This is a genomic window from Halomonas lysinitropha (assembly GCF_902500215.1).
In the GTDB taxonomy this organism is placed as follows: Bacteria; Pseudomonadota; Gammaproteobacteria; order Pseudomonadales; family Halomonadaceae; genus Halomonas; species Halomonas lysinitropha.
Genome location: NZ_CABVOU010000033.1, coordinates 212,245 through 226,593 on the forward strand (window position 1 = coordinate 212,245; position 14,349 = coordinate 226,593).

Annotated in this window: 12 protein-coding genes; 6 read left to right on the forward strand and 6 right to left on the reverse strand. The window is 65.8% G+C overall.

The window, feature by feature from the left end:
* Positions 1–55: 55 nt before the first annotated feature.
* Positions 56–2,101: an NAD-dependent DNA ligase LigA gene (ligA, locus tag HALO32_RS10010; protein WP_151443722.1), complete on the forward strand. Its 2,046-nt coding sequence runs from the start codon at positions 56–58 to the stop codon at positions 2,099–2,101.
* Positions 2,098–2,370: a YheU family protein gene (locus HALO32_RS10015; protein WP_151443723.1), complete on the forward strand. Its 273-nt coding sequence runs from the start codon at positions 2,098–2,100 to the stop codon at positions 2,368–2,370. Before ligA ends, HALO32_RS10015 begins: the two co-directional genes overlap by 4 nt.
* Positions 2,371–2,482: 112 nt before the next feature.
* Here the strand turns inward: HALO32_RS10015 and mnmC are convergent, their stop codons facing one another.
* Both mnmC and HALO32_RS10025 read right to left on the reverse strand, forming a co-directional pair.
* Complete coding sequence (mnmC, locus tag HALO32_RS10020) at positions 2,483–4,498, reverse strand: bifunctional tRNA (5-methylaminomethyl-2-thiouridine)(34)-methyltransferase MnmD/FAD-dependent 5-carboxymethylaminomethyl-2-thiouridine(34) oxidoreductase MnmC (protein WP_151443724.1); 2,016 nt, start codon at positions 4,496–4,498, stop codon at positions 2,483–2,485.
* A 158-nt stretch (positions 4,499–4,656) separates the two neighbouring features.
* Positions 4,657–4,956, reverse strand: coding sequence for a YciI family protein (locus HALO32_RS10025; protein WP_151443725.1), 300 nt, complete (start codon positions 4,954–4,956; stop codon positions 4,657–4,659).
* A gap of 119 nt (positions 4,957–5,075) precedes the next feature.
* On the opposite strand from HALO32_RS10025, the gene HALO32_RS10030 reads away from it, so the two are divergent.
* From HALO32_RS10030 to HALO32_RS10045, 4 genes are all read left to right on the forward strand, one after another.
* A complete protein-coding gene (locus tag HALO32_RS10030; RefSeq protein WP_151443726.1) occupies positions 5,076–5,978 on the forward strand; it encodes a PHP domain-containing protein in 903 nt (300 codons plus the stop codon).
* A 70-nt stretch (positions 5,979–6,048) separates the two neighbouring features.
* A complete protein-coding gene (locus HALO32_RS10035) occupies positions 6,049–6,672 on the forward strand; it encodes an L-threonylcarbamoyladenylate synthase (protein WP_151443727.1) in 624 nt (207 codons plus the stop codon).
* Positions 6,673–6,705: 33 nt separating this feature from the next.
* Positions 6,706–7,362, forward strand: coding sequence for a potassium channel family protein (locus HALO32_RS10040; RefSeq protein ID WP_151443728.1), 657 nt, complete (start codon positions 6,706–6,708; stop codon positions 7,360–7,362).
* A gap of 27 nt (positions 7,363–7,389) precedes the next feature.
* Positions 7,390–8,754, forward strand: coding sequence for a TrkH family potassium uptake protein (locus HALO32_RS10045; protein ID WP_151443729.1), 1,365 nt, complete (start codon positions 7,390–7,392; stop codon positions 8,752–8,754).
* Positions 8,755–8,757: 3 nt separating this feature from the next.
* Here the strand turns inward: HALO32_RS10045 and trkA are convergent, their stop codons facing one another.
* The 4 genes from trkA to trkI are packed head-to-tail and all read right to left on the reverse strand — an operon-like array spanning position 8,758 to position 14,346.
* Positions 8,758–10,131, reverse strand: coding sequence for a Trk system potassium transporter TrkA (trkA, locus tag HALO32_RS10050; RefSeq protein ID WP_151443730.1), 1,374 nt, complete (start codon positions 10,129–10,131; stop codon positions 8,758–8,760).
* Positions 10,128–10,871, reverse strand: coding sequence for a response regulator transcription factor (locus HALO32_RS10055; protein WP_151443731.1), 744 nt, complete (start codon positions 10,869–10,871; stop codon positions 10,128–10,130). Before HALO32_RS10055 ends, trkA begins: the two co-directional genes overlap by 4 nt.
* Complete coding sequence (locus HALO32_RS10060) at positions 10,861–12,840, reverse strand: DUF4118 domain-containing protein (RefSeq protein ID WP_225809921.1); 1,980 nt, start codon at positions 12,838–12,840, stop codon at positions 10,861–10,863. The genes HALO32_RS10055 and HALO32_RS10060 overlap by 11 nt, the downstream gene beginning before the upstream one ends.
* Before the next feature lie 30 nt (positions 12,841–12,870).
* On the reverse strand, positions 12,871–14,346 hold the full coding sequence (gene trkI, locus HALO32_RS10065; RefSeq protein ID WP_151443733.1) for a Trk system potassium transporter TrkI: 1,476 nt from the start codon (positions 14,344–14,346) through the stop codon (positions 12,871–12,873).
* Positions 14,347–14,349 lie beyond the last annotated feature (3 nt).

Genomic DNA, 14,349 nt, shown 5'->3' on the forward strand with positions numbered 1-14,349 from the left:
GCCAGCCAATCATGCAGGCTTCGAGCTTCCGCCATGGACCGAGAATACCGATTCGATGACCCAGCCCGACCAGAAGATTCTCGACGAGGTGACGCGCCTGCGTGCCGAGCTCGATGATGCCAACTACCGCTACTACGTCCTCGATGAGCCCCGACTCACCGACGCCGACTATGATCGCCGCCTTCGTCGCCTTCAGGAACTCGAGGACGCCTATCCCGATCTGGTGACCCCTGACTCCCCGACCCAGCGGGTAGGAGCCGCGCCGGATGCCGGCTTCCCCGAGGTCGAGCATGCAGTGCCCATGCTGTCTCTGGACAACGCCTTCAGCGAGGAGGAGATCAAGGCCTTCGTCAGGCGTGTCGCCGACCGCCTGGAGACACATGGCGAGCCGCTGGCCTTCTGCTGCGAGCCCAAGCTCGATGGCGCCGCCGTGTCGCTGGTCTTCGAGCAGGGCATGCTGGTCAGTGGTGCCACTCGGGGCGACGGCCGCACCGGCGAGGGCATCACTTCCAACCTGCGTACCCTGCGCTCCATCCCCCTGAAGCTGCGCGGTGATGACCCGCCCGACTTGCTGGAGGTGCGCGGCGAGGTGATCATGAGCCATGAAGGCTTCGAGACCTTGAATGAGCGGGCACGCGAGTCCGATGGCAAGGTGTTTGCCAACCCCCGCAACGCCGCCGCCGGCAGCTTGCGCCAGCTAGACCCCAGGATCACCGCAACTCGTCCGCTGGAGTTCAGTGCCTACCAGGTGGCGCGCATCGATCCGGAGCAGGGGGATGCCAGTCACAGTCAGCTGATGGCCCGGCTCGGGGACTACGGTTTTCGCACCAGTCAGGAGCTGGCGGTGGTCGAGGGGGCCGAAGGCGTCATCGACTACTGCCGGCGGCTCGGCGAGAAGCGCGACGCTCTCGGCTATGACATCGATGGCGTGGTGATCAAGATCGACAACCTGCGCCTGCAGCGCGAGCTCGGCTTCGTGGCTCGCGCTCCGCGCTGGGCCATCGCCTTCAAGTTTCCCGCCCAGGAGGAGACCACCCGGCTCAACGACGTGGAGTTCCAGGTCGGCCGCACCGGGGCGATCACCCCGGTGGCGCGTCTCGAGCCCGTCTCGGTGGCCGGGGCCACCGTCGCCAATGCCACCCTGCACAATGCCGACGAAATCGCCCGGCTCGGCGTGATGATTGGCGATACCGTGGCGATCCGCCGGGCCGGCGACGTCATTCCCCAGGTGATCAGGGTGCTGGAGGAGTATCGTCCGGCCGATGCACGCACGATCGAGTTCCCCGAGCACTGCCCGGCCTGTGGTTCGGATATCGAGCACCTGGAGGGCGAGGTGGTGGCGCGCTGCTCCGGGGGGCTCTACTGCCCGGCCCAGCGCAAGGAAGCCCTGAAGCATCTCGCTTCCCGGCGGGCGCTCGACATCGATGGTCTGGGCGAGAAACTGATCGATCAGCTGGTCGAGCGTGACTGGGTCCGCACCCCGGCGGACCTGTTTCGCCTGGAAGCCGAGCGCCTTGCCGAGTTGCCGCGCATGGGCAGGAAGTCCTCCGAGAACCTGGTGGCGGCGCTGGAAAAGGCCAAGCAGACCACCCTGGCGCGCTTCATCTTCGCCCTCGGGATTCGCGAGGTAGGGGAGGCCACGGCCGCCAACCTGGCGCGTCACTTCGGGCGCCTGGAGGCGCTGATGGCGGCCGACATCGAGGCGCTGGAGGCCGTGGAGGACGTGGGGCCCATCGTTGCCGCCCACGTGCACACCTTCTTTCGCCAGCCTCACAACCGCGAGACCATCGACGACCTGATCGCCTGTGGGCTGAGCTGGACCGAGGAAGAGGTCGGCGAGCGCCCTCAGCCGCTGGCCGGCCAGAGCTGGGTGCTCACCGGCACCCTGGAGAGCATGACCCGCGACGAGGGCAAGGCGCGACTCCAGGCCCTGGGGGCCAAGGTCGCCGGCAGCGTCTCCCGCAAGACCGCCTGTGTGGTGGCCGGGGAGGCCGCCGGCAGCAAGCGGGAGAAGGCCGAGCAGATGGGGGTCGAGGTCATCGACGAGGCCACCTTCCTCGAACGGCTGGCCGCCTGGGAAAAGGGGGAGACCGACGCATGAACGGCGATCGTTTTATCGAGGTGCCCTACCGCATGCTGCCAGGCGAGACCCTGGATGCCCTGCTGGAGGCCTTCGTCACCCGCCAGGGCTATGACACCACCGATACCACTGATGGCATGCGTGGCTGGGTGGCCCAGCTCAAGACTCAGCTCGAGCGCGGCGAGCTGTTGATCGCCCATGATCTCAGGACCGAGACCACCGAGGTGATGACCCTGGCCCAGTGGCGCGCCTTCGGCCGCGACCTGGCCGATGACGAGGAAGAGGGGTAGCCGTAGGCTCGGTAAGCGACAGCGCACCGGGCGGTTGGGGATCACCTCCCGTCGCTTGAGACGCCGCACGCCGGATGCGCCTTCGGCTTATCCAGCCGACAAAAGCCAAGGCTCATTTCCCTTGTATCAGATCGCGGATCAGCCGCCGGCCGGGGTGCAGGTGGTCCACCAGCGGCTGCTCCAGCGGCAGCGGCTCGTCGCAGATCAGGGAGGCGATCATCTCGGCACAGAGCGGCGCGCTGGCCAGGCCACGGGAACCGTGGGCGGCGCTGATCCACAGCCCCACATGGTGGCGGCCGGGCGTGTCGGGTACCCGGGTGGCGTCCTTGGCCAGCGTCGCATAATCGCGCTGCCAGGCGTCGGCATCGGGTACCGGGCCAGCATAGGGTGACTTGTCGGGACTGGCGGCGCGTACCGCGGCTCGTCCTTCCAGGTGATCCGGCTCGAGCCGGGCTCCCGCCTCGTGCAGGGCGGCCACGAAGGCGGGCAGGGTGGCCGTAAGCTCTGCCAGGTTGGCCGCGTGGTCGGCGTCGCGAATCCCGGTATCCGTGTCGCGGGGCACGAAGCTGGCGCCGTAGGTGAGCACGCCGTCCAGCGCCGGCGACACATAGCCGCCCGCGCAGACGACACGCTCGAGCTCGGGCGCGCCCCGGGGCAGGGCAAGCCGGCTGACCTGGCCGCGCACCGGTTGCAGCGGCAGCCGCGCCGTCTGCGCGAAGCGGTTGGCCAGCGTCGCATTGGCGACAACCACCTGATCGGCTGTCAGGCGCTCGCCCTCGGCCAGCGCCAACGACCAGCCGTTCTCCTCCGGCGTCATGTTCACCACTTCCGCTTGTCGAAAGCTCACCCCCGGCGTGGCGGCGAGCCGGGCGCAGAGGGCGGCCGGCCGCACCCAGCCCGCCTGGGGGTACTCCAGCCCGCCGTGGGCGATCGGCGTGCCGGCCAGCCGGGAGGCCTCGTCCGCCGTCACGCCCCGAACCACGGTTTCCGGCAGAGTATGACGGGCCAGGAAGCGTGCCTGGCGGGCCTGCTCCTTCTCGCGCATGGCCAACTGCAGCACGCCGCAGGGCGCCCAGAGTTCCCGGGCGGGATCGATGGCCTCGAGCCAGCGTCGGCTGTGCAGCAGGCCGGCGAGGTAGACGCGGCTCTGGGGGTTGGTGTCGGCGGCGAGCTTGACGTAGAGCGCCCCCTGGGCATTGCCGGAGCCGCCGCTGCCGGGACCCTCACGGTCGATCAGGGTGACCCTTACGCCGCGTCGCGCCAAGGCGGCGGCGGTGCTGGCGCCGGCGAGGCCGGCACCGATCACCGCGACATGACGGGCGCGGCGCGGGGCCTGGGGCGAGAACCAGGGCGTGCGCTCGCGGCGTCGATCCGCGGCGGGCTCAGCGATCTCGCCGGCCAGCATCTCGCGCTTGCGCCCGATTCCCGGCACCTTGCGCCAGCGGAAGCCGGCCGCGGCGAGTCCACGCTTGACGACCCCGGCGCAGGTGAAGGTCGCCAGAGTCGCTCCGGGTCGTGAGCGGGCGGCCAGGGTTTCGAACAGCTCGGGACGCCACATCTCGGGGTTCTTGGCGGGGGCGAAGCCATCGAGGAACCAGGCGTCCACCCGCCCGTCGAGCAGCGCCAGGCGCTCGATGGTGTCGCCGAGATGCAGGTCCAGGGTGACGCGCTCGTCGAGCCACAGCCGGTGCACGCCAGCCACCGCCTCGGGCCATTGGGCGACCAGGCATGCGGCCCGGTCGGCCAGGTCCGGCCAGGCCGACAGCGCCCGGGCCAGGTCGTCACGGCGCAACGGGAACTTCTCGGTGGAGACCAGGTGGAGCCGGGCGGCCATCGGGGCATGAGCATCGAAGCAGGCCCAGGCACAGAGCATGTTGAGCCCGGTGCCGAACCCGGTTTCGCCGATCACGAAAGGGCGCGACGCCTGCCACCTCGCAAATCGCTCGGGGAGCCGGTTGGCGTCGATAAACACATGCTCGGTCTCGGCGCGGCCGTCATGGCGAGAGAAGTAGACATCGTCGAAAGTCGTGGAGTGGGGCGCTTCATCGCCGCCATCCACCCGGTGCCATTCCAGGCGGGCGCTCTCCAGGCCGGACAGTGGGGGAAGGGCATCGGGGGCAGCGGTCACGGCAGGGCTCCGGGCCAGGATCGAGGAAGGGAGCTGGTCAGAATTTGATCACTTTCGTCATGGCGCCCTGCAGCCCGGGTTGCCGAAAGGCGTCCGCGTCGCGTCAACAGACTTTTCCACAGCAGCTGTGGGAAACCTTCTGTTGATAAGCGGTTGGACTAGGGAAGAGCCTTCTTGAAGGGCTTTACCGTCACCTTGGCGTAGACGCCGGCGATCACGAAGGGGTCGACATCGGCCCAGGCCTGGGCGCTCTCCAGGTCCTCGAATTCAGCAACCACCAGGCTGCCGGAGAAACCGGCGTCGCCAGGGTCGTTGCTGTCGATGGCGGGATGGGGGCCGGCCAGCACCAGGCGGCCCTCGTCGCGCAGCGCCTCGAGGCGGGCCAGATGATCGGGTCGAGCGGCCAGGCGCCGCTCGAGGCTGTTGTTCACATCGTCACTGATGATGGCATAGAGCATCTCGGGTCTTCCTCGCTGGTGGGCGGATTGCGCCGCGGGTGACCGGCACCCGGCATTGACCGTCACCGGTCGGGCACGCAACATGGAAGTATATTCTGACAAAGTCACCAGCCGGCGTCATGCCCATGTCAGCACTCCCCGTGCGCTTCGAGGGCGAGCCCCTCACCATCGACCTGCACATGCACTCCACGGCCTCCGACGGTGCCCTGCCGCCGGCCGAGGTGGTGGCACTGTGTCGTGCCCGTGGGCTGACCCACATGGCGCTCACCGACCATGACACCATGGACGGCATCGCGGAGGCGCAGGCGGCCGCGAGTCGCGAGGGGATCCGGCTGATTCCCGGCACCGAGCTCTCCACCCAGTGGCGCGGCATCAACATCCACGTGGTGGGGTTGCTGCCCGATGGCCCCCAGGGCGACCTGGTGGCCGGGCTCGCCGCCCAGGCACAGGCCCGGGAGCGCCGCTCGCTGAAGATCGCCGAGCGGCTCGAGAAGGTCGGGCTCAGCGATGCCCTGGCGCGGGCCCGCGAGCAGGCCGGATCACCGCGCCCGCTGGGCCGGCCGGACTTCGCCCGGGCGCTGGTGGCGGCGGGGCTGGTGCCCGATATCGGCACCGCCTTCAAGAAGCACCTGGGCAACGGCAAGGCCGGCGACATCAAGGCCCACTGGCCCTTCCTCTCCAGAGTAGTGGCCTGGATCCTCGATGCCGGCGGCGTCGCGGTGCTGGCCCATCCGCTGCGCCACGGCCTGACCCGGCGCAAGCGCGGTCTGCTGCTGGATGACTTCGCCGCTGCCGGGGGGCAAGCCGCCGAGCTGGTCAGCGGTTTCCAGAATCCCGACCTGACCCGCGACCTGGCGCGCCAGTTGCAGGAGCGTGGCCTCTTCGGCTCGGTAGGCAGTGACTTCCACTTTCCCGGCGGCCACCTGGCGCCGGGCAGCATGAGTCCGGTGCCGCGAACCGCCACGCCACCGGTGTGGACCCACCCGCGCCTGGTCGGTATCGCTGCCGCGGACGCCGCCTGAGGCCGGGATGCAGTATCGCGACGCGCTATAGTGACAGAGACCTTCTACCTGCCACCCAAAGGGAGCACGCATGAGCCAGTTCTTCCAGATCCACCCGGACAATCCCCAGAAGCGCCTCATCGACCAGGCGACCCAGATCATCCGCAACGGCGGCGTTGTTGCCTACCCGACGGATTCCGGCTATGCCCTGGGCTGCCACCTGGGCGACAAGAAGGCCATCGAGAAGATCAAGTGGCTGCGCTCGCTGGATGACAAGCACAACTTCACCCTGGTCTGCTCCGATCTCTCCGAGATCGGCACCTACGCCAAGGTGGACAATGACGTCTTCCGCCTGCTCAAGGCCCATACGCCGGGCGCCTATACCTTCATCCTGGATGCCTCGACCGAGGTGCCGCGGCTGCTGCTTCACCCCAAGCGTCGTTCCATCGGTGTACGCGTGCCGGACCATGCCATCACTCGGGCACTACTCGCCAACCTGGGTGAGCCGCTGATGAGCGTCACCCTGATCCCGGTGGGGGAAGAGCTGCCGATGACCGATGCCGAGGAGATCCGCGAGCGCTTCGGTGCGCATCTCGACCTGGTAATCGACGGCGGCGCCTGCCATCTGGAAGCCACCAGCGTGATCGATCTGCGTGACCTGCCACCGAAGATCCTCCGCGAGGGTCGCGGCGACGTATCACCCTTCATCCTGTGAGGCTTGCCGGCCTGATGGCCTGAGGAACCTGCCATGTCACAGAAGTTCGCCATCCTGGGGTTGGGATATTTCGGCGTCACCGTCGCGAAAGAGCTGCATCGCAGGAAGAACGAGGTGCTGGGTGTTGATAGCGACGAGGCCCGGGTGAATGCCTTTTCGAGTCTGCTAAGCCATGGCGTGATTGCGGATATCACCGATGCCAACTCCCTCGCCGAGCTTTCGCTGGAAGACTATGATGCGGTGATCATCGATACCGACGAGAATCTCGAAGCCAGCATGGTGTGCACCCTGCTGGCCCGGGAGCAGGGCGCCGTCAGCATCTGGGTCAAGGCCTATTCCGACATGCACCACCGGCTGCTCGACCACCTGGGGGCAGACCACATCGTCTACCCCGAGCACGATAGTGGTATGCGCGTCGCCGAGAGCCTGCACTACCATGCCATGGTGGATTTCATCAATCTGGGCGACCGGAAGTTCGTCGTGGATCTGCAGGCCACGGAAAAACTGTGCGAAGAGTACGATACGGTCGGAAGCCTGGAACTGGATGCGCTTGCCCTCACCCTCGTCGCTCTGAAGCGTGGACCGGAGCTCATGGAGAGGCCCGGCGACAAGACGCCGCTGCAGGTCGACGACCACATGGTCCTGCTTGGAGAACTCGACGCCATGCGCGACCTCGGAAAGAAGCTCTAGATATCAGGCCAGGGGGAGATTGCCGGGATGAGACTGTCTCAACGCCTGCGGCGCCCGCTGAGGCATCTCCCACACGGGCCCATCATTCGTCTCTCTCCCCCCGAGTTCCTGCTGTTGGGTTTTGTCTTTTTCAGCCTGCTCGGCACCCTGCTGCTGATGCTTCCCCCGGCATCCGAGGAGCCGCTGGCATGGCATCAAGCCCTGTTCACCGCCGCTTCGGCCATCACGGTGACGGGGCTTGTGGTCATCCAGGTCTCCGAACTGAGCCTCTTCGGCCAACTGGTCGTCCTCGGCCTGATCCAGATAGGTGGTATCGGTTTCATGGTATTCGCGGCACTCACCCTGCTGCTGCTGGGCATGCGACTGCCGCTTCGACAGAAACAGCTTGTCAAGGAAAGCCTCAACTACACCTCTTACCAGCACCTGATACACCTGGTCCGCCTGGTGATCGCGTTCGCGCTCATTATGGAAACGCTGGGCACGCTGTTGCTGGCTGTGGCCTGGGTACCTCGCTTCGGCCTTCAGGAGGGGCTATGGGTGAGCTTCTTCCATGCCATTTCCGCGTTCAACAACGCCGGATTCTCGACCTGGTCCGGGAGTCTCACGGCGGATGTCGCCAACCCCATCGTCAACGTCACCGTCAGCCTCCTTTTCGTTATCGGGGGCTTGGGATTCATCGTCGTGGCCGAGTTGGTCGAATGGCGCCGTATCGGAAGCCTCTCCCTTCACGCGAGGCTCGTTCTGCACGCAACCTTCTGGTTGGCCCTGGTAGGCATGCTGATGTTCCTGCTGCTCGAATGGCACAACCCGGCCACACTGGGCGGACTGGAGAGTCTCCCGGCCCGCCTGCAGGCGGCCTGGTTCCAGTCGGTCACGCCCCGCACTGCCGGTTTCAACACCCTTGATACCGGCTCCCTGGATGAGCCAACGGCACTGATGACCATGTTGTTGATGTTCATCGGCGCCGGTTCCGGTTCCACGGCCAGTGGCATAAAGGTCACCACCTTCGTGGTGATGCTCCTGGTGGCTCGCTCCTTTCTCAGGGGCGGTGCCCAGCCTACGGTATTCCGCCACTCGCTCTCCGACATGACGGTATTCAAGGCGGTCGCTGTCGCACTGTCCGGCATGCTGCTGATCTTTACCTGCCTCTTCGTGCTGACGATCACCGAGCCGGGCAAGGTCTTCTTCGACCTCGCGTTCGAGTCGGTCTCGGCGTTCGGCACGGTCGGCTTGTCGCGGGGCATCACGGCCGATCTCTCCCTGGCCGGACAGGCAACCATCATCGTCACCATGATCCTGGGGCGTGCGGGGCCGATATCGCTGGGCTATTTCATCGCCACTCGGCAACCCAAGGGACTCAAGTATGCCCAGGGTATCGTCCATATCGGTTAACGATCAGAAAAACGTCAGCCCGACCTGGAAGAGCCGCTCCACGTCGCGCAGCCGGCGCTTGTCGATCACGAACAGGATGACGTGGTCGCCGGATGCCACCACCACGTCGTCATGGGCGATCAGCACCTCCTTGCCGCGCACCACGGCGCCGATGGTGGTGCCCTGGGGCAGGTCGATGTCGCCGATGGCGCGCCCCACCACCTTGGACGACTGGGTATCGCCATGGGCGATGGCCTCGATGGCCTCGGCGGCGCCGCGCCGCAGCGAGTGGACCTTGACGATGTCGCCGCGCCGCACATGGGTCAGCAGGCTGCCGATGGTGGCCTGCTGGGGAGAGATGGCGATGTCGATCTCGCCACCCTGCACCAGGTCGACGTAGGCGGCGTTGTTGATCAGCGTCAGCACCTTCTTGGCGCCCAGGCGTTTGGCCAGCATCGAGGACATGATATTGACCTCGTCGTCGTTGGTCAGCGCGCAGAAGATGTCGCAATCCTCGATATGCTCCTCTTCCAGCAGCCGCTTGGCGGTGACGCTACCGTGCAGCACCACGGTGCGGTCGAGCCGTTCGGAGAGCTGGGTGCAGCGCTCGAGGCTCTGCTCGATGATCTTGACCTGGTGGCTGTGCTCCAGGTGCTCGGCGAGGCGCTCGCCGATGTTGCCCCCGCCGGCGATTACCACCTGACGGAAGTCGCGATCGAGGCGGCGTAGCTCGCTCATCACCGCGCGGATATCGCGGCGGGCGGCAAGGAAGAAGACCTCGTCGTCGGCCTCGATCACGGTGTCGCCGCGCGGGATGATCGGTCGGTCCTTTCGGTAGATGGCCGCCACCCGGGTATCCACATTGGGCATGTGGCGACGCAGGAAGGCCAGGTCCTGACCGACGAGAGGACCACCATAGATCGCTCGCACCGCCACCAACTGCACCAGGCCGTCTGCAAACTCCAGCACCTGCAGGGCGCCGGGGTGCTCGATCAGCCGGCGGATATAGTCGGTGACCACCTGTTCGGGGCTTATCAGCACGTCGATGGGGACGGCTTCGTGGGCGAACAGGCCCTTGCGGGTCAGGTAGGCGGCGGCGCGCACCCGGGCGATCTTGGTCGGCGTGCGGAACAGGGTGTGAGCCACCTGGCAGGCGATCATGTTGACCTCATCGGAGTTGGTCACCGCGATCAGCAGGTCGGCCTCTTCGCAACCCGCTTGACGAAGTATCAGGGGATAGGAGCCAGCTCCGGACACCGTGCGGATGTCCAGGCGGGTATGCAGCTCACGCAGGCGTTCGCCGTCGGTGTCCACCACGGTGATGTCGTTGTCTTCCCGGGCCAGGTGCTCGGCCAGGGTGCCACCGACCTGGCCGGCGCCGAGAATGATGATCTTCACGGAAGCTTCTCCTTATTGTCGGCAGGATCGTCGGCACTTTCAGGCACGATCATCAGGCGATAGCCGATACCGGCCTCGGTCTGCAGCAGCGATTGGGCACCCGAATCGTCACCGAGCTTCTGGCGCAGCTTGCTGATCACGATGCGCAAGTAGTGGGTATCCTCGGCGTGGCTCGGGCCCCACACTTCGCGCAACAGCTGTGTCTGGGTGACGACCCGCCCGCTGTGACGGCACAGGTTCTCGAGCACGGCATACTCCTTGGGTGTCAGGTGAACGGGCACGCCGTTACGCTGCACTCGCCGTTCGATGGGATCGATCACCAATCCATTGCCGCGGTAGCTCTGGGCTTCCGGGGTACCCTGCGGCGCTTCGTGAAGACGCAGCAGAGCACGGATGCGCGCCAACAACTCTCGGATCCCGAAGGGCTTTGTCATGTAATCGTTGGCGCCATGATCCAGCGCTCTGACCTTCTCAGCCTCCTGGCCGCGTACCGAAACCACGATGATGGGTACCTGGCTGCGCGCGCGCAGCCGGTCGAGCACCGCCTGTCCGTCCATGTCGGGTAGGCCCAGATCCAGCAGGACGAGATGCGGCGCATCCTCAAGGGCTAGCTCCAGGCCCTCGCGGCCACTCGCCGCTTCAAAGACCACGAAGCCCTGGGATGCCAGGCTGATGCGCAGGAAGCGGCGAATCTGCGGCTCGTCGTCGATCACCAGAATACGCTGGGGTTCACTCGACATGGTGGCGAGGCTCCTCGGTGGCATCAGGCAGCGGCAGGCGCATGACGATGCGCGTGCCGATACCATCACGGCCAGGTTCCGCGACGATGGTGCCGGTATGGGCGCCGAGCATGCCGCGACAGATGGCCAGCCCCAGTCCACTGCCGTGGCGGCCGCGATCGCCTTCGCCGCCGGTATAGAACATGTCAAAGACCCGCTCGCGTAAATGAGGCTCGATGCCAGGGCCTCGGTCGATCACCGCGAGCCATAGCTGGTCCGCCTCGGTCCCGGCCTCGAGGCGCAGCACCCCGCCTGGCGGAGAGAAGCGCGCCGCATTCTCGATGACATTGACCAGCGCCTGCTCGATAAGCGCCGGATGCACGTTCAGCAGTGGGAGGTCCTCCGGCCAATCACGCTCGATATGAAGCCCTTTCAGCACGGGCCCCAGACGCCGCAGGGCGCTGGCCACCAGGTCCTCCAGTGAAATCCAGTCGCGCTCCAGCTTGAGGCCGCCCTGTCCGAGGCGCGTCATGTCCAGCAGATTCTGAATGTAACGGTCGAGTCGCTCGCTTTCACTCAAGATGCCGTCGAGGAGCTCGATACGGTCAGCCTCATCAAGCTGGTCGGCAAGTTCGCGCAGGGTGCTGGCAGAACCGATGATCGAGGCCAGGGGTGTTCTCAGATCGTGGGATACCGATGACAACAGCGCCGAGCGCAGACGCTCGTTCTCCTCGGAAAGCCGCGACGCCTCCAGGTCGGCGACCAGGCGCGTACGCTCCAGTGCCAGCGCCAGCATGCGCAGCATGGCATTGATGCGCCCCTCCTCGTCCGGCGATGGCGGGTGCTCCCGCCTGCCCAGGGCAAGGCAGATCAGCGCCACCAGGCGGCCCTGTTCTACCAGTGGAATGACCTGCCAGTCGCTGTCCAATGGCTGTTCGGTCCCCTTGCCGCTGGGGCGACGATGGAGACGGCTCCATGCCACGGCGCTCCTGGCGTCGGGGTCGAGGCGGTGTCCAGCCGGCGCGCTTTGCAGCACCGCCAAATCTTCTTTCTCGTCGGTGGCTTCCAGCATCACCACCGGACAGCCGAGCCAGCGCATCAGGGTTGATACGCCGACTTCGGCGACCCGTTCCCGGTCTGTCGCTACCGCGAGCTCACGTGAGAAGGTGAGCAGCTGATAGGTCTGTTCGCGGCTCGCACGCAGGGCGAGCAGGCGCGTTCGGGCGTTTCCCGCCAGTTGCCCCGCCACCACGGCGACCAACAGGTAGACCACCACGGTGACCAGCTGATCGTCCTCCACCATGGCCAGTGAGTAGCGCGGTTCAGTCAGGAAAAAATTGAAACTGACGAACCCCAGCACGGCAGCCAGCATGGCGGCTCGAGTTCCCGCCAGGGCGGCACTGACCAGTACCGCGCCGAGAAACAGCAAGGAGAGATTGCCCAGCGCCAGCCAGGACTTCAGGCCTGCCGAAAGAGCCAGTGCCGCCAGCGTCGCGCTCACGGCTATACCCGTATCACGCCAATGCCAGAGACGTTGACGCGGGCGAGGACGAAAGCGCGGCCGCTGGCGTGCTTCGGCAGCCACCACGAGGTCGAAGGGTCCTCCCAGGCGTGCCAGCCGCTCGGCCAGGGGACGGCGCCAGATTCGCCAGCCCGATGGGCGCCCGTGGCCGACCAGCAGCGTGGCAACCTTCAGTTCACCCGCCAGCGCCAGAAGCTCTCGGGCACGATCCTGTCCAGAGACCACGCGAACATCGCCGCCCAGGCGTTGGACCTGGGCGAAATCGCGCTCCAGCATCAGTCGCCTTTGCGTATCCTCTCTGTCGCTCTCGACATAGGCCGCACACCAGTGGACGTGGTCACGCGACGCCAGGCGATGCGCGGCACGCACCAGCGCCGCATCTTCTGACCCACCGCTCAGTGCTACCAGCAACCGAGTGGGTGTGGGCTGGACCTGCGCACTGGCCGCATGCTGTTCGTGAGCCTGCATAGTCTCCACAAGGGCCTCTTGCATGGTCGCTTATTGCCGCCAGAACATCGGCGTCAGGAGAACCAGCACTGTCAGGATCTCCAGTCGCCCCATCAGCATGCCGACGCACAGCAGCCACTTGGCGGCATCCGGAAGGGTGGAGAAGTTGCCTGACGGGCCGATGATGTCGCCGAGCCCCGGTCCCACATTGGCCACGGCCGTGGCGGCGCCCGAGAGCGCCGTGAGGAAATCCAGTCCCATCAGCGATAGCCCGAGGGCCAGCCCGGCGATGGTCAGAAAGAAGAAGAACGAGAACGCCACTACCCCGCGGGTGATGTCGTCGGTCAGCGTCTGACCATTGTAGCGTGAGACAAAGACGCCGCTGGAGTGGATCAGGAAGCGCAACTGGCTGATCAGCAGCAGCATGGCGACCTGGAAGCGGAAAATCTTCATGCCCCCGGCGGTCGATCCACTGCAGCCTCCGACGAAGGTGAGATAGAAGAAGGCCACCGTGGCCATGTGACCCCAGAGCGTGTAGTCATCCGACGCGTAGCCAGTGGTGGTGACGATGGAGATGACATTGAAGACCACATGGGTGAGCGCCTCGAAGGGGGGAGTACCCAGCCAGATGCGCCAAAGCGTCAGGAGCAGACAGACCGTTGCCAGCAAGAGCAGCAACCCCTGCACCTGCTGGTCCCGCCAGAGGGCCATCCGCGCTCCGCGCAACACGCGGATATAGAGCACGAAGGGCAGGGCACCGCAGAGCATGAAGAGACTGGCCAGCCACAAAATGCGAGGAGAGTCGGCATAGGCCCCGAAAGAGGCATCGGAGTTGGCGAAGCCTCCTGTGGCAAGTGATGTCATGGCATGCACCACGGCATCCAGCGGCGCCATGCCACTTAGCCAATAGGCAAGCATCGCCGTGAACGTAAACCCGCAGTAGATACCGAGCGTTGCCTTGGCAATGCCACCGGTTTTCGGCATGACCTTGTCGGACCAGTCGGAGGATTCGGTGTGGAACAACCGCATACCGCCCACCTTCAGGAAGGGCAGGATGGCGATGCCCATGACGATGATGCCGATGCCGCCCAGCCACTGCATGATGCCTCGCCACAGCTTGAGGCCGTCAGACAGGAATTCGATGCCCTCGAGAATCGTCGAGCCGGTGGTGGTGATCGCCGACACCGACTCGAACACGGCGTTGGTGATGGATAGATGGGGCGCCCCCAGAACCAGTGGCAGGCTGGCAAAGGTACTGATACTCACCCAACTGAACGTAGTGACGAGAAACATCTGCCAGGGTTTGAGGGAAATATCGACGCGAAGAGTGGCCAGCCAGCTTATGGCCACCGAGGCTAAGACAATGCCGATGGACAGGGCGAAGGCTCGAGCATCGGGATCTTCCTCGATGACCAGCACTACCCAGGGCACCGCCATGAAGAGTGCCAGTACTAGCCATAGCACGGAAAGCACCTTGAGGATCGGCGCCCACTTGAGCCAATGTTCCCTGATCCCGCTTGTGTGCATTGC